Annotated in this window: 24 protein-coding genes and 1 tRNA gene; 4 read left to right on the top strand and 21 right to left on the bottom strand. The window is 34.6% G+C overall.

Annotated features, from left to right (window positions below; translation table 11 throughout):
* Window positions 1-162: 162 nt before the first annotated feature.
* Genes trmA through CSUIS19072_RS00820 form a run of 3 tightly spaced genes read right to left on the bottom strand, consistent with a single transcriptional unit; the run spans window position 163 to window position 3441 of the window.
* The gene (trmA, locus tag CSUIS19072_RS00830) at window positions 163-1260 is read right to left on the bottom strand and encodes a tRNA (uridine(54)-C5)-methyltransferase TrmA (RefSeq protein WP_086292675.1); all 1098 of its coding nucleotides are present in this window, start codon (window positions 1258-1260) and stop codon (window positions 163-165) included.
* 3 nt (window positions 1261-1263) lie between these two features.
* Window positions 1264-2010, bottom strand: a complete 747-nt coding sequence (locus tag CSUIS19072_RS00825; protein WP_086292677.1) for an SDR family NAD(P)-dependent oxidoreductase — start codon at window positions 2008-2010, stop codon at window positions 1264-1266.
* Window positions 2011-2019: 9 nt separating this feature from the next.
* Window positions 2020-3441 (bottom strand): COG3400 family protein, encoded by a 1422-nt coding sequence (locus CSUIS19072_RS00820; protein ID WP_086292678.1) that lies wholly within the window; start codon window positions 3439-3441, stop codon window positions 2020-2022.
* A gap of 142 nt (window positions 3442-3583) precedes the next feature.
* On the opposite strand from CSUIS19072_RS00820, the gene tgt reads away from it, so the two are divergent.
* Complete coding sequence (gene tgt, locus CSUIS19072_RS00815; protein ID WP_086236673.1) at window positions 3584-4702, top strand: tRNA guanosine(34) transglycosylase Tgt; 1119 nt, start codon at window positions 3584-3586, stop codon at window positions 4700-4702.
* A 10-nt stretch (window positions 4703-4712) separates the two neighbouring features.
* On the opposite strand, the gene CSUIS19072_RS00810 is transcribed toward tgt, so the two are convergent.
* From CSUIS19072_RS00810 to CSUIS19072_RS00770, 9 genes are read right to left on the bottom strand one after another with little or no spacing between them, the layout of a single operon-like run.
* The gene (locus CSUIS19072_RS00810; protein WP_180380993.1) at window positions 4713-5477 is read right to left on the bottom strand and encodes a pseudouridine synthase family protein; all 765 of its coding nucleotides are present in this window, start codon (window positions 5475-5477) and stop codon (window positions 4713-4715) included.
* 2 nt (window positions 5478-5479) lie between these two features.
* Complete coding sequence (waaA, locus tag CSUIS19072_RS00805) at window positions 5480-6598, bottom strand: lipid IV(A) 3-deoxy-D-manno-octulosonic acid transferase (protein ID WP_086292682.1); 1119 nt, start codon at window positions 6596-6598, stop codon at window positions 5480-5482.
* The gene (locus tag CSUIS19072_RS00800) at window positions 6595-7308 is read right to left on the bottom strand and encodes a zinc ribbon domain-containing protein (protein ID WP_086236670.1); all 714 of its coding nucleotides are present in this window, start codon (window positions 7306-7308) and stop codon (window positions 6595-6597) included. Before CSUIS19072_RS00800 ends, waaA begins: the two co-directional genes overlap by 4 nt.
* A gap of 14 nt (window positions 7309-7322) precedes the next feature.
* A complete protein-coding gene (locus CSUIS19072_RS00795; protein ID WP_086242096.1) occupies window positions 7323-8048 on the bottom strand; it encodes a Nif3-like dinuclear metal center hexameric protein in 726 nt (241 codons plus the stop codon).
* Window positions 8045-8902 (bottom strand): glycine--tRNA ligase subunit alpha, encoded by an 858-nt coding sequence (glyQ, locus tag CSUIS19072_RS00790; protein ID WP_086236668.1) that lies wholly within the window; start codon window positions 8900-8902, stop codon window positions 8045-8047. Before glyQ ends, CSUIS19072_RS00795 begins: the two co-directional genes overlap by 4 nt.
* The gene (locus CSUIS19072_RS00785; protein ID WP_086236667.1) at window positions 8899-9387 is read right to left on the bottom strand and encodes a DUF3972 domain-containing protein; all 489 of its coding nucleotides are present in this window, start codon (window positions 9385-9387) and stop codon (window positions 8899-8901) included. The genes glyQ and CSUIS19072_RS00785 overlap by 4 nt, the downstream gene beginning before the upstream one ends.
* Entirely contained in the window at window positions 9384-9890 is a 507-nt protein-coding gene (gene purE, locus CSUIS19072_RS00780) for a 5-(carboxyamino)imidazole ribonucleotide mutase (protein WP_086236666.1), read from the bottom strand. Before purE ends, CSUIS19072_RS00785 begins: the two co-directional genes overlap by 4 nt.
* Window positions 9891-11159: a peptidase U32 family protein gene (locus tag CSUIS19072_RS00775; protein WP_086292684.1), complete on the bottom strand. Its 1269-nt coding sequence runs from the start codon at window positions 11157-11159 to the stop codon at window positions 9891-9893. It abuts the gene before it with no gap.
* On the bottom strand, window positions 11156-11881 hold the full coding sequence (locus tag CSUIS19072_RS00770; RefSeq protein ID WP_086236664.1) for a chemotaxis protein: 726 nt from the start codon (window positions 11879-11881) through the stop codon (window positions 11156-11158). Before CSUIS19072_RS00770 ends, CSUIS19072_RS00775 begins: the two co-directional genes overlap by 4 nt.
* Window positions 11882-12035: 154 nt before the next feature.
* Between CSUIS19072_RS00770 and CSUIS19072_RS00765 the strand changes: the two genes are divergently transcribed.
* The 3 genes from CSUIS19072_RS00765 to glnA all read left to right on the top strand — a co-directional run bounded on the left by CSUIS19072_RS00765 (window position 12036) and on the right by glnA (window position 14491).
* Window positions 12036-12112, top strand: a tRNA-Arg gene (locus CSUIS19072_RS00765).
* Window positions 12113-12196: 84 nt separating this feature from the next.
* On the top strand, window positions 12197-12976 hold the full coding sequence (locus tag CSUIS19072_RS00760; protein WP_086242095.1) for a histidinol-phosphatase: 780 nt from the start codon (window positions 12197-12199) through the stop codon (window positions 12974-12976).
* A gap of 87 nt (window positions 12977-13063) precedes the next feature.
* The gene (gene glnA / locus CSUIS19072_RS00755) at window positions 13064-14491 is read left to right on the top strand and encodes a type I glutamate--ammonia ligase (RefSeq protein ID WP_086236662.1); all 1428 of its coding nucleotides are present in this window, start codon (window positions 13064-13066) and stop codon (window positions 14489-14491) included.
* 22 nt (window positions 14492-14513) lie between these two features.
* Here the strand turns inward: glnA and acpS are convergent, their stop codons facing one another.
* The 9 genes from acpS to CSUIS19072_RS00710 all read right to left on the bottom strand — a co-directional run bounded on the left by acpS (window position 14514) and on the right by CSUIS19072_RS00710 (window position 21215).
* Complete coding sequence (gene acpS / locus CSUIS19072_RS00750) at window positions 14514-14873, bottom strand: holo-ACP synthase (protein ID WP_086242094.1); 360 nt, start codon at window positions 14871-14873, stop codon at window positions 14514-14516.
* Entirely contained in the window at window positions 14870-15379 is a 510-nt protein-coding gene (gene fliL / locus CSUIS19072_RS00745) for a flagellar basal body-associated protein FliL (RefSeq protein ID WP_086242093.1), read from the bottom strand. The genes acpS and fliL overlap by 4 nt, the downstream gene beginning before the upstream one ends.
* 41 nt (window positions 15380-15420) lie before the next feature.
* A complete protein-coding gene (locus tag CSUIS19072_RS00740) occupies window positions 15421-16287 on the bottom strand; it encodes a fumarylacetoacetate hydrolase family protein (RefSeq protein ID WP_086292686.1) in 867 nt (288 codons plus the stop codon).
* Window positions 16284-17438 carry an aminotransferase class III-fold pyridoxal phosphate-dependent enzyme gene (locus CSUIS19072_RS00735; protein ID WP_086292688.1) on the bottom strand — a complete coding sequence of 385 codons (1155 nt, stop codon included), beginning with the start codon at window positions 17436-17438 and terminating at the stop codon, window positions 16284-16286. The genes CSUIS19072_RS00740 and CSUIS19072_RS00735 overlap by 4 nt, the downstream gene beginning before the upstream one ends.
* A 3-nt stretch (window positions 17439-17441) precedes the next feature.
* Entirely contained in the window at window positions 17442-18065 is a 624-nt protein-coding gene (locus tag CSUIS19072_RS00730; RefSeq protein ID WP_086236657.1) for a trimeric intracellular cation channel family protein, read from the bottom strand.
* Between the two features lie 21 nt (window positions 18066-18086).
* Entirely contained in the window at window positions 18087-18572 is a 486-nt protein-coding gene (locus CSUIS19072_RS00725) for a flavodoxin domain-containing protein (protein WP_086236656.1), read from the bottom strand.
* 122 nt (window positions 18573-18694) lie between these two features.
* Window positions 18695-19249 (bottom strand): 2-oxoacid:acceptor oxidoreductase family protein, encoded by a 555-nt coding sequence (locus CSUIS19072_RS00720; protein WP_086244633.1) that lies wholly within the window; start codon window positions 19247-19249, stop codon window positions 18695-18697.
* The gene (locus tag CSUIS19072_RS00715) at window positions 19246-20091 is read right to left on the bottom strand and encodes a 2-oxoglutarate ferredoxin oxidoreductase subunit beta (protein ID WP_086292690.1); all 846 of its coding nucleotides are present in this window, start codon (window positions 20089-20091) and stop codon (window positions 19246-19248) included. Before CSUIS19072_RS00715 ends, CSUIS19072_RS00720 begins: the two co-directional genes overlap by 4 nt.
* Window positions 20092-20093: 2 nt before the next feature.
* Complete coding sequence (locus CSUIS19072_RS00710; protein ID WP_086292692.1) at window positions 20094-21215, bottom strand: 2-oxoglutarate synthase subunit alpha; 1122 nt, start codon at window positions 21213-21215, stop codon at window positions 20094-20096.
* Between the last annotated feature and the right edge of the window lie 6 nt (window positions 21216-21221).

Below are 21221 nucleotides of genomic sequence, written 5' to 3'. Positions count from 1 at the left end.
ATAGTAATTTATCCATAAAATTTAAGGTGAAATATTTGACTTTTGTATGTGTATTATTTTATGTAAAATTATACTATATAAAAAGATATAAATTTTGAATGCAAAAATTAAATTTAGCTTAATATATTTAAAAGTATGATTAAAAATAGAAAGAAAGTAATCTTAATTGAATTTTTCTAATATTACGCCACATTCTATGTGGTTAGTATGGACAAATTGATCAAAAATGGCAAATTTAACCACCTTGTGAGTTTGTGATAAAATATTTAGGTTATCTCTAAGTGTATGTGGATTACACGAAATATAGATAATATTATCAATCCCGCTCATAAATTTTAGCACACTATCCTCGCACCCAGCACGAGGTGGATCGACTAATATATGGCTAAATTTATAACTATCTAGATCTACACCACGCAATCTTTCAAACTCTCGCTCTTTAGCCATTGCGCTCATTATCTCAGCAGCACTTAAGCGAACAAATTTAATATTGCTTACGCTATTTAATTTACAATTTTCAAGAGCCATATTGATTGAGCTTTTTGAGATTTCAGTAGCTAAAACTTGATTAAATTTAAAACTAATAGGTAAAGTAAAGTTACCATGACCGCAATATAATTCTATTAAATCAGCCCCACCCATAATCCCATCTACAGCCCATGAAATCATCTTTTCATTCATATTTCTATTTGGCTGGATGAAGGCAGTATCACTCATAGTATAGTAAAATTTACGCCCATTTACCATCAATATCTCATCGATATTTACATTGCCAAATTCTAGCTTCACTCCCCTACTTCTAGCGATCAAGCCGATTTCTAATCTGCTTTGTAATCTTGCTAGATTATCATAAATTTGATCTATATCCTTATGATACAAAAGTGTTGCCACCAAGCTTTTAGCCGAACTGATAAACTCCACACCAAATAGCCGCCCCACTAAAGCCTCATCATCTTTAATAGCATTTAGCAGTCTAGGCATTAAATTTGATATTTTCAAATCCACTATTTGACAGCTATCAATTGGCAATTTTTGAGAATTAACCCCACGCATACAGTAGCTTATATCGCCATCTTCATGCCAGATACCAAACTCCGCCCTACTCCTAAATCCAACTTCATTTGATTGAAAAAATTCAAATTCCCCGCTATAAAACTTTCCAAAAAGCTCTTTTATCTTAGCGATTTTTAGCTTCTTTTGCTCATTATAGCTAATCGTTAAGGCGCAACTACCACATTTATGTAAATATTTACAATCCACGCCCTACTCTTTTTCAAAGAAAAATCCAGCCCAACTCTGCGTCGTAGGCATAACTTCAAGGCTATTTATATTGACATGTTTAGGTAAATTTATACAATCAAGCACGATTTTTGCTATATCATCAGCTTCAAGGTAGCTTGTCCCATCATATACTGCATCGCTTTTTTGCTCATCTCCTTTGTATCTTACTAGGCTAAATTCAGTCTTAGCAATGCCAGGAGCAATCTCTGTAACCCTTATATTATCACCCTTTAAGTCATTTCTAAGATTAAAGCTAAATTGCTTTACAAAAGCCTTGGTAGCACCATATACATTCCCACCAGGATATGGCCACTGACCAGCTACGGAGCCAAGATTAAATATATAGCCACTTTTTCTCTTAGTCATAATAGGCAAAACGGCCTTAGTAGCGTATAAAAGTCCCTTTATATTGGTATCAATCATAGTCTCAAAATCATCTAAACTCGCCTCATTAACCCTCTCAAGCCCAAGGGCAAGCCCAGCATTATTAATCAAAATTTCAATATCTCTATACTCACTTGGTAGCTCATCAACGGCTTTAAATAGAGCATTTTTATCCCTAATATCACAAGCAATTATATGAGAATTTGGCAATTCATCTGCTAAATTCTCTAGCCTATCTTTACGGCGACCAAGCAAGATTAGCTTATAACCATCTTTAGATAAAGCCCTAGCCATCGCCTCCCCAAAACCAGAAGTAGCTCCAGTTATAAAAGCTGTATTTTTCATATCTATCCTTTAAATTTTATCATTTTGTGGTATGAAAAGTTGATAATTATCATCTAATATATAGTAAAGGCGTTTTATATCTTTAGAGAATATCGCTCCAAATTTATTATCCAAAATTTTATTACTAAAGCTTAAAAATTGTAAAATATCATCACTATTACGCAACTTTAAAAGCGGATTAATATCATCATTTATTATATTTACCTTTTTATTAAAGATTTTAGAAAGACTCTTAAAATGCTCTATAACCTTTTTGCTATCATTATCAATTTTAGTATCAAAATGATAAAAATCGATACTAAAATCTAGCTGCTTACAGCAGTCCATTATCACGCTAGAGTTGCTCTCGGCATCTGTTTTATCACCTAGTATTACACCTTTTTTTAATATTTTAAATCCATTTTTTCCTATTTTTAAAATAGGCACTTTAAGGGCTTCAAAACCTCTTTTATAGTGGTTAAAGACCTTGCTATTAGTGATTACTAAGCCTATATCAAGCTCATTCATCTTAGATTTATTAATCGAAATTTTAGTGCTAAAATAGTCAATATCTATAAATATTTTATTAGATTTTAGCTCTTTTATACGGCTAAAATTAGAGCATAGAGTCGGATTTATCACCTTTATAAAAAGCTTTTTATTATTTAATCTATTATGAAGTTCGATAGTATCATCTATGAGTAGATCTATCTCATTTTTACTCATAAATTTCATATCTAACTCTAAATATATATTGTTTCCAAATGGATTTGGGAATTGACCTGGCTCCTTTTTAATCGCACGAAAAACGCTTTCTAAAATTCTAGGCTCCCCTACGATTAAAAGTGTATCATTTGGCATTATTAAATCATCAGCAGTAGCGATGGTGTAGCTACCTTTTCTATATATCATAGCTATTTTCCACCGCTTTTTACGGATATTTCCTACATGTCTATAGGCGTAGCTACTACCATTTGGGACTTGAACCTCCATAATCTCGCCTACCCCCATGCCTATATTATCAGCGATAACTGGCACATCTGGTAAAAAATCCATAAATCTAGAGCTTAAAATTTTCCTAGCATCAATGATAGATATATGATTATCACCGCTAAAATATCTACCCATACCCCATAAATCCAGCACATCCATATCTAAATTTGGGTAAATTTGACGCAGATTTTCGCATACGCATTTTATGTCAAATTCATTTTGCATTATCACCATAGCTTGTTCAAATTCGCTCTTTAAATGTAGCTTTAGCTTACCAAGACTAGTTGGATCAAAGTTATAAAATATAAAATTTTCAAAATTCACATCCCAGCTAGGGATAGTCTCTTCATTATAGGTTATTACTGTATAGTTATGTAAGGCGTTATTTTTGCTATTAAATAATCTCTCAAGGAAATTTTTAGCCAAAATTCCATCAGCAATAATCAAAATATTTTTCATCAACTCTCCATAAAAAATGGTTATCTTAGCATAATTGAAATTTAAAAAAGATAAAAAGCGATTAAATTTGATTTTGTCCTTTAAATATCCTAAATTCTAAGCAAGATTTTGATAAAATTATGCTAATTAAATAAGGATTTATATGGAATTTAAAATAGACAAAATAAGCCAAAACGCAAGAGCTTGCACCATCAAAATGGCTCACGGCATAATTCAAACTCCAGTGTTTATGCCAGTTGGCACACTTGGAGCGATTAAGAGTCTTGATGCGGTAGATATGAGCGAAATTTTAGACGCTAAGATAATTTTAGCAAATACATATCATCTCTATTTACGCCCTACTAGCAAGGTTGTTAAGGGATTTGGCGGACTTCATGGATTTAGTGGATTTGATAGAAATTTTCTAACTGATAGCGGTGGATTTCAAGCTTTTTCTCTCTCTCATCGCTCTAAGGCTGATGAAAATGGGATTAAATTTAAAAGTCATATAGATGGTAGTTTGCACTATTTTACACCAAAAAGTGTGCTAGATACGCAGTATGATTTAGGCAGTGATATTATGATGATTTTAGATGATTTAGTGGCTCTTCCAGCGACAAAAGAACGCATAGAACTAAGCCTAAAACGCACGATAAAATGGGCCAAAGAGGCTCAAATGTATCACAAAGCTCAAAAAGCAAATGGAGTTGGCGCTCATCAAAATCTCTTTGGTATCATACAAGGCGGGACTGATTATAAAGCTAGAAAAGAGTGCGCTACGGCGCTATGTGATATGGATTTTGATGGATTAGCCATAGGTGGATTAAGTGTGGGTGAGTCAAATGAGCAGATGTATGATACAGTTCAAGGCGTTATGCCATATATCGACCCAAATCGCCCTAGGTATCTAATGGGCGTTGGTACCCCAGAGGATCTAGTAGAAAATGTAAGTCGTGGGGTGGATATGTTTGATTGCGTGATGCCTACAAGAAATGCTAGAAATGGGACTTTATTTACTAGTTTTGGTAAGCTCAATATCAAAGCGGCTGCTTTTATAAACGACCATGAGCCAATCGACCAAGAGTGCCAGTGCTATACTTGTAAAAGATACTCTAGGGGCTATCTAAATCATCTATATAAGGCTAGAGAGCTTACATTTTTTAGACTAGCAAGTTTGCATAATCTACACTACTATCTAAATTTAATGAAGCAAATAAGAGAGGCGATAATGGCTGATAAATTTGCTGAGTTTAGGAGTGAATTTTATGCGAAAAGAGCGTAAATAATCTGATTTAAACCATTTTTAAAATGGTTTTATCAATTTCATTAAATCCTTGATTAAAAAACTCCCTACTAGGCTCGGCGTAAAACTCATAATCAAAAATTTTAGTTCTTAAACTATGTAGATATAATCTATTAGAGCTACTTTTGGCATACTTCTCATCACCCAATACACCAAATCCACTACTAGCTAAATGCACCCTAATCTGGTGAGTTCTACCTGTTTCTATATCTACTTTTAATAGTGATTTTTTGCCTTCGACTGCTATTGGGGCGATATGCGTGATGGCTGATTTACCATTTTTTAAATCAATCTTTGCGAATGCTCCAGATCTTGTTTTTATGGTAGTTAGTGGCTGATTAATTGTCAAATTTTCACACACTATCCCCTTAACAATTGCTAAATAGGTTTTTTTCACCCTATTTTGCGAAAACTCCCTAATAGCCCTTTGCTGGAAATCATCATTTTTATATAGCATTATTACTCCGCTAGTCTCCTTATCCAAGCGATTTAATAGTGGGAATTTAAACATTTCAGCAATCTTTTGGCTTGTGATAAATGGCGGTTTATTTACTGCTATGATATTTTCATCTTCAAAAATTTTCACTGGTTTGGCTAGTTTTGTTACCTTAAATTTAGCACTCTCTTTTAAAAGTCCTCTAGCAAGCATAACTCTTTGACCGCCTACGCTTACAAGCCCAGCATCTATCATTGCTTTTGCTTCACTATTTGAAATTCCCTCTTGAATGGCTAAAAGTTTATAAGCTTTTTGCATATTTATCCTTTTATCTCTTTTATTATCTTATCCATATCGCATATATTTATAATTTTAGTGCTTTTTAAATTTGAGTTTATCTTCTCCCACACATTTTCATATGAGCAAAACTCAATCCCGCTTACTGCTTTATATAGGTCTTTTTGATTATGGATATACTCTCCGCTTAGAATTTTACAGCCAAACTGAGCCGCCTCTATAGGATTATGCCCTCCAATGCCATATTCAAAGCTGCCACAAAGCACGACAATATCGGCAATTTGATATAAATTCACTAGCTCCCCAAGAGTATCAATTAGAATAATTTGCGATCTTAACCCCATATTATCGCTAAATTTCTCAAAGCTCATATCGCTTTTAATGCTATCTTTGATAATTTTACACACTTCAGCAAATCTCTCAGGGTGCCTTGGAGCGATAAAAAGCTGATCATTTGGGCTTAAATTTAAATTTTTAAGCAAATTTATCTCTTCATTTTGATGAGAGCTAGCTATTACTATAACTCTTTTATCTAGCTTTACATAGTTTTTAGATGGCTTTGGTAGATTAGCTGATTTTATATTGCCAACAACCTTAATATTTTTTGCCCCAAGCGTAGCTAAACGCTCTTTATCCAAATCGCTTTGAGCTAGCACCAAATCAACATATTTAAAAAGCCATCTATAGTAGAATTTAAATCTTAGATAATTTTTATAACTTTTATCGCTAATTCTAGCGTTTAAAAGCACCGTTTTTGATCCATTTGATTTAGCAACTTTAAATAAATTTAGCCACAACTCAGCTTCAAAAACTATCAAAACATCTGATCTGCTTAGCCAAAAAGGTAAAAAACACTCAAAAGGCAAAAATCTACAATCAGCGTATTTACTAGCATAGTCAAATCCAGTTTGAGTAATCACGCTAACCCTACAATCACCCAAACGCCTTACTAAAGGCTCAATAGCACGAGCTTCACCAAGACTACAAGCGTGGAAGTGGTATTTGGCTAATTTTGGTTTTGGATTTTTGATTAAAAAAAATCTTGCCCTTATACTACGGATAAACTTCTGCTTAAAACTTAAAAGCCATAAAAACGGCGAACAAATCCCAAGCAAAAGTGCCGTAAATAGAGTATATATCACTCCTGTGTAGTCTCTTTATAGAGAATTCTACCACAATGTGGGCAAGTTGTGATATCATCACTTTTGATAATATGAGCATAAGTCTTATCATTTATCTTCATAAAACAGCCATAACAAGCCTGTTTTCTCACTGGCACAACGGCTGTATTTTTAGCCCATTTACGAATTTTTTCATAAAATGTAAGAATTTTTTGATTCATATCAGCTAATAGCTTCTCTTTTTGATCATAAATTTTACTTCTTTCATCATCAATAGCTTTTATCTCATCAGCAACTTCGTTACTTATACCCTCAAGGCTATTTTGAATTTGCGTTTTTTTCATCTCAAGCTCAGATTTTAACTCATTTTTACTATCGATAATCCTCTCAAGTCTATTAATCTCTTCATTAGCTGCTTCAAGCTGATCTTTGGCTAAATCCTCTTCTAAATTTAGAGCTTTTATCTCTTTTTCACTTTTTACTGCGGAAGTTTTTTTACTAATTTCTTTGATTTTAGCGTTAAATTCATTAATGTGAGAGTTTGTATTGGCAATTTGAGCTTTTAATTCTGATATTTCATTATCAACTTTTTCTATATTTTCATCTATAGCGATTATCTCATCTTTTTTAAGTTGTAAATTTCTATTAATGCTCTCAATTCTTGGTGCGTAACTATCTATTTTTTGGTCTATTTGCGATAAACTTACAAGTTGCTGTAGATATTTATTCATTGATTTCCCTTTAGTTATCTATATTCAAATGGATTTATTGAATTTGTGATTGTAGCAAAAAGATTAAATTTTTGCAAGTAAAATGCCAACGACTTCCCAAAATATCGCTCACTTTCAAAATGATTTATATCAATTAAGCTAAGCGAATTCTCATAAGATTCAAGTGCTGTGTGATACTTAAAGTCGCCACTTAAAAAGCAATCAGCCTCAAAGCTACCAATTAATTCACTCCCACTTCCAGTGCAAATTGCGGCCGTTTTTATAAATTCAGACCCCTTTACAACCCTTAAAGTTGGTAAATTTAATTTAGATTTTATCCTAGATACAAACTCTTCAAAGCTCTGATTTACCTCAAATTTAAGTATAAAATCGCCATATTGTTCATAATCTTGATAACCCAAAATCTCGCTTAAAACAAATTTATTTAAAACAACCTTATCATAATTAGTATGCATTGAGATTAGGCTAATATCCTTTTTAATCATCATTTTGATTAAATTTGATGGATATTTGCTACTATCAACTCTTTTTAATCCTTTAAAAATAAGCGGATGATGAGTGATAAAAAGCGTATTTGGCTTAGCACTAGCCACAATAGTGCTATCTAAATCCAAGCTAAGCACAATATCATCAAATTCATCACTCATACTACCTATGATTAATCCAGAATTATCCCAACTCTCTTGCAGTTCAAATGGCGCTATACTATCTAAAATAGCGTAAATTTCAGATATTTTCACCTATTTAAACTCTCTTTATAAGCCATAGCACAACCCTTAGCCAACTCTCTAATCTTAAGGATATAATCTTGCCTTTGCGTAACGCTAATTGCTCCACGAGCATCAAGCACATTAAAAGTATGTGCCGCAAGCATACAATAATCATAAGCTGGAAGTGCCAACCCATGCTCCAAAATCGCCTTACACTCATTAGAGTATGAGTCAAACCAATCAAAGAGCTTAGCAGTATCAGCTATTTCAAAGTTATATTTGCTAAATTCAAATTCGCTCTGTTTATGGACATCGCCGTAGGTTACTACATTTGAATTATGCTCATCCCAAATAATATCATAAACACTATCTTTATCTTGAAGATACATAGCTAGGCGTTCGATTCCATATGTTACTTCTGCGCTAACTACCTCACAAGGTATTCCGCCAACTTGCTGAAAATATGTAAATTGCGTAACCTCCATACCATCTAGCCAAACTTCCCAGCCTAAGCCCCACGCACCAAGAGTTGGGCTCTCCCAGTTATCTTCTACAAATCTAATATCATGTTTTTTAAGGTCTAATCCAAGCCTTTCTAAGCTTTTTAGATATAGCTCTTGGATATTTTTTGGGCTTGGTTTCATTATTACTTGAAATTGATAGTAGCTACCAAGTCTATTTGGGTTTTGACCATATCTACCATCGGTTGGACGGCGAGATGGAGCTACATATGCCACATTCCAAGGCTTATCTCCTAAAGAGCGTAAAAATGTAGCTTGATGATATGTCCCAGCGCCAGCTGGCATATCATATGGTTGGACGACAATGCAACCTTGCTCATTCCAATACTGCTGAAGAGTTAAAATTATCTGGCTAAATGTCATAAATTTCCTTTATTGTCATTAAAATTCTCTATTGCTTTATTCCACATTAGCTTATATTTTCTCTTTAAAAACTCAACCTCTTCTTGAGCCAATTTAAGCTGATTAGTAAGCGTCTCTACGGTTTTTCTATCTTCATCATATAGTTCTTGCATGGAGTATAAAGCCTCTTTGAGAAATTTATTCTCATTTCTAAGTGCATCTAGCGTCTCATCTTTAGCGTCTAAAACTTTTTCGTGTAAATTTAAAATAGTCCCAATGGTCTTTTCTACAAAGCTCTCTCCAGGCAAGGTATAAGGCTCCCCGCTTACTACCATCTCTCCATTGCTAGTTGGCACCACGCTCATAGTGCCTTCATTTGCCTCTATATAGACTATATCATTATCTATTTTTGTATTTAATGCACCTCTTTGGATCATGCCATCTACAACTTCTCGTTTTAAATGAACTAGCTGACAAAACTCATCAATGGCTAGATATGTTTTCATTTAGCACCACCTAGAAGCACCTCGATCTTTTTAGAATCTGCCTCTAATAATTTAGCTTGTTTCTCTCTATCTTCTTTTAATTTTATTGCTAAATTTTCATCAGTTAGGGCTAAAATTTGCATTGCTAAATACGCAGCATTTTTAGCTCCAGCCTTACCAATGGCTAGAGTTGCCACTGGTATGCCAGCTGGCATTTGAACTGTGGAGTATAGCGCATCTACGCCATTTACAGCTGATCCACCCATAGGCACACCAATAACTGGCTTAATAGTATAAGCCGATACCGCTCCAGCTAAATGAGCTGCCATACCAGCTGCACATATAAATAGAGCCGCACCCCTAGCATCGGCATCTTCTACATATTGATGAGTTCTAGCTGGGCTTCTGTGAGCTGAGCTAATAATCATCTCATATTTGACATCAAATTCCTCTAAAATCTTAGCCGTTTCACTAATAATCTCATAATCGCTCTTACTACCCATTATAATGCTTATAAATTTCATCTACTCTCCTTTTATAATCTCTTTACGCAAAAAACTAAACTCAGGCAAATTAGCAGGAAGCCTAATCTCATTCTCATTTCCACTATGAATTTCATCAAATTCTTTGCCTTTTGTGCTTATTAATTTTTTGAATTTTACATAGTATTTATCATCTTTTTTATAGATACTTCCTAGCTCATTCTCTACGCTATTTATCACAGCATTAACAGGAGCAAAGATCTCGTATTCATGCTTGGTATCTATCTTAAATTTGGTTTTAAAGCTAACCCCATCAGTGCTAATAGCATGGACTTGATGAGTGCCCTCTTCTATGCTATTTATATGATTTTGCGTATCTTCTCTCTCATAAGGCTTATGAATGAGATAGCCATCGCTAAAGCCTCTATTTTTAAGCGTATTTAGCTCAGCTTCATAAATTTCTGGACGGAAATTACCCGCTATAGTATCATCAATTGCCATCTTATAGGCTTTTGTCGCACAAGCAACATAATACTCGCTTTTTGTGCGACCCTCTATTTTTAGGCTATCTATGGCTTGGGTTTTAATGACTCTCTCTATATGCTTACTTAAATTTAGATCTTTAGAGTTCATTATATGTGTGCCATGCTCGCTCTCTTCTAGGCGAAATAACGCCCCATTATCTGGGCTTTTAGCGTATAATTCATAGTTAAATCTGCAATCATTAGCACAACTTCCACGATTGCTTAATCTACCGCTTTGGACTGCTGAGACTAGACATCTACCAGAGTATGCAAAGCACATTGACCCATGGCAAAATATCTCTAATTCTAAGCTTGGTATCATCTCTTTTATTAGCACCGCATCTTTTAGGCTCATCTCACGAGCAGCGACAATCCTACTAGCACCCATATCATAGTAAATTTGAGCATCTAGATAGTTCATCACATTAGCTTGAGTAGATAGATGTATCTCTATATTTGGAGCGATCTCTTTAGCAAGTTTCATAACCCCAGGCGTAGCGATTATAAAGGCATCAACGCCAAATTCGCTAATAGTTTTAATATGTTTTTTGAGATTATCAAGCTGAGTATTATATGGAAATCCATTTATTGTAGCGTAAAATTTTACCCCGCTTTTATGGGCTAATTTTACACCATATTCAAAGCTTTCAAGATTAAATTCCTTCGCACTTCTTTGACGCAAAGAGAAGTTACCTACACTAGCATAAACCGCATCAGCCCCATAAGCCAAAGCGATTTTAAGCTTGGTTAAATTCCCAGCTGGGCTTAAAAGTTCTGGTCTTTTCACTTTTTACTCAATGATTCAATTAAAGCTTCTATATCGGCGTTACTTACGACATCTTCGGTTGTAGTATCCCCATCTATATGAATAGCAGAGCCAACCCGCTTATCATCATCTATTTTACCTTCAAATAAGCTATTCATATATTTACTCAAAGCGCGCATTACATTAATAACTCTCTCTATTTTTTGACGATGAATATCTTGATATTGCATCATATCCATAGTCATCATAACTTCATCTTGTCCCATTTGAAGGCTATTTATCGTATCATCTAGCTTGGTATCTAAATTTTTATTAAGCTCTAAAAGCTCTTCAAATGCCGCTACATTAGGGAATTTAGAGTGTAGATTTTCAAATATTTCTAGATTTTTTGCTATACCAGCTTTTATATCATTTGATACGCCTTCAGCATCTGCGAAAAATCCACTAATAGTCTCAAGCTTATCAAACATCTCTGTGGCTTTTTTTTCTGAATCTTTCGTGACATCATCAAGCTGATGAACTACTTTGTGATCATCTGTCGGTGGCGGTGGTGGCCAAGCCGCAGTAGAGCTTACCCTATAATTATCATGCGTTATAATATGCCCATCATCTTGAACTACGCTATCAGCGTCTTCTTTTGAATTTGCCTCATTATCAAGACCAATCTTATCTATATCATCTATACTATTACCTAAATCGCTTAAATCATCAGCCATTAACGCATCTAACTCTTCTTGCGTCATAAGAACTCCTTAAGAACATAATTGCGTGATTGTATCTAAATTTATATAAATTTTGCTTTACATTATCAAATTCATATAAATTTCAAAAAAATATTTTAAATTTTGCTAATTTTAAGAAATGATTTAGTATAATTCTAACTCTTAAATTTAAAGTGCGCTCTTAGCTCAGCTGGATAGAGCATTTGATTGCGGTTCAAAAGGTCAGAGATTCGAATTCTCTAGGGCGCACCATTTTATTATTTTATTATCCAAATTTATATTTAATCTTTCATCTTGTATAATTATAAATATTATTGATATTTTCAAGGATTATTTATGATTGTAGATTTACATAACCACACCCCACTTTGTAATCACGCTACTGGGACGCCCATTGAGTATGCTAAGGCTGCGTTTAATCAAGGGTGTAAATATTATGGATTTAGCGACCACGCACCGATGAATTTTGATCAAAAATATAGAATGAGCTTTAAGGATATGGATGATTATAAAGAGTCAATTGAGATGGTTAAAGCTGAATTTAAAGGCAAGATGGAGATTCTTTTTGGCTATGAGGTGGATTATTTACCAGGATTTATAGATGAGCGAGTGATGGGAGCTAAGGTTGATTATCTCATTGGTTCGGTGCATTTTTTAAATGGCTGGGGATTTGATAATCCTGAGTTTATCGGAGAGTATAAAAATAGAGATATTGATCAAATTTATATAGACTATTTTAATGCTATCAAAGATATGGCAAGATATGGTAAATTCGATATAGTCGGTCATATTGATTTAATCAAAGTTTTTAACTATAAGCCTAAAAAAGATATTAAAATTATCGCTAGTGATGCTCTAAAAGAGATCAAAAAAAGCGGTATGAGTATCGAGCTAAATAGCGCTGGACTTCGCAAACCAGTGGGCGAAATTTACCCTGGAGATGAAATTTTGGAGATGATGAGTCAGATGGGTATTGATATTACTCTATCTAGCGATGCTCACTGCGTAGAACATGTTGGCTTAAATATGGATAAAACTATAGAAAAAGCTAAAAAATTTGGTTATAACGAGGTTGTAATATACCAAAATCGTGAGAAAAAAATGGTAAAAATTTAAAATAGTATAGATTTCAATATAAATTTAAAATTAAAATTGCTATTTTATGCTATAATGTGAAAATTTTAATTTTTAAGGAGTTTGCCTATGGGTAGATTTGTTAATAGCGTTAGCGAATTTTTCACATATTGTGATGAAAATGAGGTTAAATTTGTTGATTTTCGCTTTACTGATCTAAAAGGAACATGGCATCACGTATCATATAATATTAAAGCAATAAATGTAGATTCTTTTAAGGGAATTCCATTTGATGGTAGTTCAATTGATGCGTGGCAGCCTATACATAAGTCGGATATGATGCTTATACCTGATGTTGAGACTGCATTTTTAGATCCATTTACTGCCGATACAACAATCATCGTAATATGCGATGTATATGATATATATAAAAATGATCTATATGAGAAATGCCCTCGCTCAATCGCTAAAAAGGCTATGCAACACCTAAAAGATAGCGGAATTGGCGATGTTGCGTATTTTGGACCTGAAAATGAGTTTTTTGTCTTTGATAATGTAAGAATTATCGATAAACAAAATTGTGCTATGTATGAAGTAGATACTGAAGAGGGCGAATGGAATGACGCTAAAGACTATAAAGATGGTTATAATAGCGGTCATCGTCCAAGAGCACAAGGCGGATACTATCCAGTTCAACCAATTGACTCAATGGTAGATCTAAGAGCTGAAATGGTAAATGTGCTAGAACAAGTAGGTCTTGAGACCTTTGTGGTGCATCACGAAGTTGCTCAAGGTCAAGGCGAAATAGGTGTGAAATTTGGAACATTAGTAGAAGCTGCCGATAATGTGCAAATTTATAAATATATAGTAAAAATGGTAGCTCATTTAAATGGCAAAACAGCCACATTTATGCCAAAACCACTATATGGCGATAATGGTAGCGGTATGCATGTCCATCAAAGCATATGGAAAGATGGTAAAAATTTATTTTATAAAGCTGGAACATACGCTAATCTAAGCGATATGGCTAGATGGTATATTGGCGGGGTATTAAAACATGCTAGAAGCGTTGCAGCATTTACCAATCCAAGCACAAATAGCTACAAAAGATTAATTCCTGGATTTGAAGCACCAAGCATTTTAACATACTCTTGCCAAAATAGAAGTGCTAGTTGTAGAATTCCATATGGATCAGGTGAAAAAAGCGTAAGAGCTGAGTTTAGATTTCCTGATAGCACCGCTTGCCCATATCTAGCATTTGCAGCAATGCTGATGGCAGGACTTGATGGTATCAAAAATAAAATTGAGCCAGTTGGGCCAATGGACGAGGATCTATTTGAGCTAACTCTTGATGAGATTAGAGAGCGTGGAATTGAGCAATTACCACATACACTAAGAGGAAGCTTAGAGGCTGTAATCCGTGATAATAAATATTTAAGCGCTATAATGACAGAGCACTTTATAGATACATATCAACACTATAAATTTGAAACTCAAGTATGGCCATATGAGCAACGCCCTACTCCATTTGAGTTTAAAACAGTATATTCTTGCTAATTTAACCCATTGGGCTTAAAGCTCAATGGGAATTTATTCTTTCAATAATAACCGCAGCAATCGCAAATCCGCCATCGTGCGTGATACTAAGCGATGAGCTTTTGATATTAAATTTACTCTCTATGTGTTTGGCAAATTTAATCTTTGGAGCACCTTTGCTATCTTTGTATATGGTAGCGTCATTAAAGCTAAATTCCGCTCCAATTCCGCAGCCAAGAGCCTTGCTAATAGCCTCTTTTGCAGCCCAAAACCCAGCTATAGTAGCATCACTCTTAGCAATTTCTATCTCGCTACTATTTAAAAATTTACGCAAAAATAGCTCACCATGCCTTATTTTAGCATTGGCGATCCTATCTATGCTTACAATATCAATGCCTATCATTGAACGATAAAATCAGTAAAAAAGACATTTTTAATATATCCATCTCTTAGAACCTCATTTATTCTAGTTACTAACTCATCTTTTAGACGCTCTTTGCCTTTGGCTGTGCTTACATCTTCATATGTTTTAGCTGATAGACTTCTTATGATAATATCCCTGATTAATGCTTGTTTTTTATCTATTTCTGAGCTTAAAGTCTCTTCGCTTAGCTCTAAATTCATTGTGGTTTTTAGGTATCTAGTGCCACTTTCGCTAAGTAAATTTACGACATATTGCTCCATCGGATAGACTGGACCGATATTAAAAAAATCATTGGAGCGTTGTTTTGGTGCTACTTGAGTTGGGGGGACATTAGCGGCTTGAGAGACTTGCTTATCATCTCCGCCACTCATTAAAAGCATAACAACAATTATCCCAATAATTAATAAAAATACAACCACGCCAATAATAGCTATTAGCACCACCGGACTTTTCTTGCTCTCTAATTTTATATCTTCATCTGCCATTTTGATTCCTTTTTTAATTTAAATTTATCTAAATAAGACTATTAGCCAACTATATTTTTCAATACCCCAATGCCTTCTATCTCGCACTCTATCACATCGCCTTTCTTAAGATATTTTGGCGGAGTAAAGCCCATACCTACTCCACTTGGCGTGCCAAGTGATATTATTGTGCCAGCTTTTAAAGTCATACCCGCACTTAAATCACTTATTATATATGCTGCATCAAATATCATATCTACGGTATTTGCATTTTGCCTTAGCTCGCCATTTACTTTTGAGCTAATTTTTAAATTTGATATATCAAGGTCAGTCTCAATCCAAGGCCCCATTAGCGTTGAGCCATCTAAGCTTTTACCATAATACCACTGCTTATATCTATTTTGAATATCTCGTGAGCTAATATCATTTAAAATTGTATAGCCAAAGACATACTCTAAAGCCTTATTAATAGGAACATTAAAAGCATCTTTACTAATAATCAATGCTAGCTCCACTTCATAATCTAGCGTTTGAGTTATCTGGCTATGGCTTGGAAATACAGCTCCATCACCCAAAATATAGTTAGCCCTTTTACCAAAATATACAGGAAATTCTCTCTTGCCATCAAATTCAATCTTTTTAAACCTATATGACTCCTTAGCATGCTCCATATAATTAATCCCAAGACAGATAATATCTTGAAGTGGGCTTAAAATCGGCGATAATATCTGGATATTATTATATGGCTCACCACCGCTTTTTAAGCTTAATTCATTTAGAATTTGATATTGAGCTTTATCTAGAGTGGTTATCAAATCATTCATATCTTTTTTATCTATTCCAACGCTACTAATATCGATAACTCCATTATTTGCACTCAATACACCAAGCTTAATTTGATTATCTTGTTTATAAGTTAAAAGCCTCATTTTTTAATCTCGCTAATTGCTAGTTTTAATCTAGCAAAACCATCTTTCATCTCTTTTTTGCTTAAATTTAGTGGTGGCAAAAATCTTAAGGTACTATCACCAGATCTTAATACCAAAACCCCACATTCTAAAGCTTTTGATACTATTTTGCTTAATAAATTGCTATCTTTAACCACTATGCCTTGCATTAATCCAAGACCAACTCTTTTAAGAAAAATATCGCTATTTTGCTCCACTAATTTATCTAAATTTTTTTCAAATTTAGCTATTTTTTTATCCAATTTTCCACTATTTTTTAATCTGCTTAATTGGCTAAGCACATATTCAGCCACGCTAGTTACCAAAAATCCGCCACCAAATGTGCTTCCATGATCTCCTGGCTTAAAGATAGATACCCTACTTGCACACGCACTAATTGGCACTCCATTGCCAAGTCCTTTAGCAAATGTAATAATATCAGGCGTTATATCATATAATTTAGATGTTACAAACTCCCCTGTGCGGTAGATACCACATTGAACTTCATCAGTGATAAGCAAAATATCTCTTTGCTTTAAAATCCTAGCTAACTCTTGGACTTTAGCCTTATCAAGCGGATTTATGCCGCCCTCACCTTGGACTAGCTCAATTATCACAGCTGCGGTATTTTGATTTAAATTTTTAATAATCTCATCTATATCATCATAAAATTTAAATCCATCTGGATAAGCCCCAAATTCATCTGGATGAAATTTATCCTGACCAGTCATCGCTAAAGTTGCGATAGTTCTGCCATGAAATGAGTTTTTAAGGCTGATAATTTCGCTTTTTCGGCCTTTAATAAAACCAAATTTTCTAGCCAATTTTATCGCACACTCATTTGCCTCAGCACCACTATTAGCAAAAAATAGCTCATATCCACCACCTAGCATATTTGAGATTTTATCGGCAAGTTTAGATTGTGGAGTGATATTGTATAAATTTGAAGTGTGAAGTAGTGTTTTAGCCTGTTTTGAGATGACTTTTTCTACACCTTTATGGCTATGACCCAAAGCACAAACCCCAATCCCACTAGCAAAATCTATATAATCTTTACCACATTTATCCCACAAAGTAGCACCTTTACCACGCACAAAACTAACACTAGCTCTACTATAGTTATTCATCAGCATAAATCAATCCTTATAGTGAATTTGCGGCAAATTCCAATTTCTATAATATGCTACAAGCCGCCATGCAACACCAAATATAAATAGAGCAAATATCCAATAAATGCTAGTTAGCTCAGCTAAATACATAAAATAGTATATCGCCCCAACCCCCATACTAATTGTGCCGTATAATCCAGTTTTTAAAAACCATGGAACCTCATTTAATAGCATATCTCGTATAATCCCACCGCCAACACCATTAAAAAATGCCACCATAATTACACCAAAAATATTAAGACCAAACTCCAAAGATACAATAGCACCAACAATAGAAAAGCTTACTACATCTACAGCATCAGTCATAATAAATATAAATTTTTTATCTAAATTATTTCTATCTTTTTTATGAAATTTCAGTAAAAAAGCTAAAATCATAACAGATAAAACTATACAAACAGGAATATAGTGAGTAAAAGAGTACGCAGGGCGACCGACTATAACATCACGGATTAGCCCTCCGCCAAGTGCTGTTAAAAATGCGGCTAAAAATACACCTAGCCAGTCACAACCCCTACGTATCCCAAATAAAAAGCCACTCAAAGATGCTGATGCGATACCGACATACTCTGCAAATAAAAAGGCTTCCATGGCTAATTTTAAGCTTTAAGATTAAAACTCAGATTTAATAGATTCAACCCACTTATCAGCTCTTTTTTGCCAATTTTCATCATTTTTATAATCAACTCCAAGACCTATAAATTTGCCATTGATAAATGATAGTGAGTTTTTAAACACATATCCATCAATATCAGTTGCACCCACAAGTTTAGCGCCACGAATTAATGGTAAAAACTCTACCAAGCCATCAAGAAATGTAGTAGGATGTTTGATAGTGCCACCAACCCCTACAAGGGCTAAAGTCTTACCACCAAAATCAGCCTCGCTAATTAAATCTAATTTAGCTTTGAAATCCTTTTGCAACTCTCCATGACCATGAGTAGATGCTGCAAAAATCAATCTATCATATTGATTTATAAATTCAAGCGTCAAATCCTTAGCGTCGATTATCTCGCTATCAAAATTTTTGCCTATATACTCTGCTACAGCTTTAGTATCTCCAGCATTTGAGCCATATACTATACCAATTTTTGCCATTGTGTTTCCTTTAAGGGTAAATTTAAAGGTTAGATTATATCAAAGCAAACTCTAAAATCTGCTTAATTAATTATTGTAATAGAATACCAAAGCCAATATTTAGGCTTTGGTTAAAAGAGTATTTACTGCATACATTTAGCAGCGTATGCAAGTCCTAGATCATAAGCTTTATTGTTTGCTTCTTTTACCTTATCTGGAACTGAGCTTAGCATCTTATTTCTTACAATCTCTTCATCCATCACGCCTGTAAATTTAACAGCCACACCAAGAGCCACAACGCTTTGAGTAATCACATTTCCAACTTCATCTTTGGCAATTGAGATGATAGGAATTTCATGGATTTTCCAGCGTTTTTTGTCCTCTTCGCTAGGCTTAACCAAATTTGGCTCTACTACGATTATACCGCCATCTTTGACACCTTCTTTAAATGCGTTATAGCTATTTTGAGCAGTTGCTAGCATAAAGCAAATTTCGCCCTCATTAGCATATGGATATTTGATCTCTTCATCGCTTAAAATTATATCAACCTTTGTTGGACCACCACGAACTTGAGAAGTATATGTTGAGGCCTTGACTCCATATCCACCAGCTTCAATCTTGGCTGCTGATAAGATCTCTCCAGCTAATATAACACCTTGACCACCAACACCAACAAATCTTAACTCTGTTAAACTCATATTATCTCCTCAAAATTCACTTTTGTCTTATTTTGAGCTGCTTCTTTAACCTTAGCATATGCTTTACAATACTCTATGCGATTTTCATCTTTAAATAGCACACCAGTAGGGAATTTGCCTTTTTTCTCTTCATCACTTAATGTTTCAAATTTAGTCTTAGGTAGAGTCCTCTCATCTATCCATTTAACCATCTGAGTAGCTTCGCCCATTTTGTTTTTTCTACCTAAATTTATATGGCAGTTAGAGAATATATCAAAAAAGCTATAACCCTCGTGTTTAAAGCCTTCGATTAGCATTTTTTCTATTCTAGTTGGGTTAATTACAGTCTCACGACCGACAAATGTCGCACCGGCTGCTGTTGCTAATTTAGCAGCGTCAAAATTTGGATCTATATTTCCCCATTGAGCTGTAACAGTCCAAAAGCCTTGTGGAGTTGTAGGGCTTGTTTGTGAGTTTGTAAGGCCGTAAATAAAGTTATTAATTAAAATGTGATTAATATCTATATTTCTACGACATCCATGGATTGTATGGTTACCACCGATTGCCAAGCCATCGCCATCACCAGTTACTACTATTACATGCTTATCTGGATTTGCTAGTTTGATACCTGTAGCATATGCGATCGTACGGCCGTGAGTAGTATGGACAGTGTTGCAATTAACATAGCTTGAGAAGCGTCCGCTACATCCAATACCACTTACTACGCAGACATCATCCATATTCCATCCCATAGCATCTATAGCACGGATAACGCTTTTTAAAATTACACCATCACCACAACCCCAACACCAAAGTGTCGGCATTTTGCTTGTTCTTAAATAGTTATCATAATTAAAAGCCATAATTAAAACTCCTTGACTTTACTAATAATTTCGCTTGGGCTAATTGGTCTGCCGTTTGCTTTTAATAGTGTTTTAAAATCATCTCTTAAAGAGCATCTTTGTATCTCGCCTAGATATTGCCCCATATTTAGCTCAGTTACTAAGATATTTTTAAATTTAGCACAAATCTCTTTAATTTTTGCCTCTGGGCTTGGCCATAGTGTAATCGGTCTAAATATACCAGCTTTTATCCCTTCAGCTCTTAACTTATCAACTGCCTCTTTAGCTGCTAAGCTCACACTTCCATAGCAGATAATGCATATATCAGCATCTTCTAGCTTATACTCTTCAAATTTGATAACTTCATCTAGATGAGCGTGAATTTTATTAAACAATCTTTTAATATTATAATCTACTATTTTACCATCTTCAGTAGGGAAGCCTGTAGGGCCGTGATGAAGACCGGTAATATGATAGCGATAACCTTTAAAGAATGGATTTAGCGTAGCTGGCTCATCTTCTTTTGCTTCATATGGATTATAATCAGCTGGGTCACCTTTAAATTCGCGTCTAGGCTCAATTTTTATATCACTTAATTCTGGTATGCTAGCCTTGCCTTGCATATGACCGATTGTTTCATCAAGAAGTAAAAATACTGGAGTGCTAAATCTATTTGCTAGATTAAATGCTCTTACTGTTTCAATGTAAATTTCATCTAAATTTCCTGGCGCTACTGCAATAGAACAAAAATCCCCATGGCTTGGGCTTTTAGCTTGTAAAATATCGCCTTGTGCTACACGAGTTGGAAGGCCAGTTGATGGACCACCACGCATTACATTTGCGATTACCAAAGGAATTTCAGCGATAAATCCAAGGCCGATTTGTTCAGCTTTGAGCGAAATACCAGGGCCTGAGCTTGCTGTCATAGCCTTCGCTCCAGTCATACTAGCACCAAGTGCTACTGAAATACCAGCAATCTCATCTTCCATTTGAATGAAGTTGCCACCATTTTTTGGTAACGCTACGCTTAATTCATGCGCAATCTCACTTGATGGAGTAATAGGGTAACCACCAAAAAAATTACAGCCACACTCAATAGCTGCTTTTGCCGCTAAAGCATTTCCTGTTGTTATTAACTCTCTCATCTAATA

Source organism: Campylobacter sp. RM19072 (genome assembly GCF_024723485.1).
GTDB classification, from domain to species: domain Bacteria; phylum Campylobacterota; class Campylobacteria; order Campylobacterales; family Campylobacteraceae; genus Campylobacter; species Campylobacter porcelli.
This window is presented reverse-complemented; position numbering and strand designations above follow the sequence as displayed.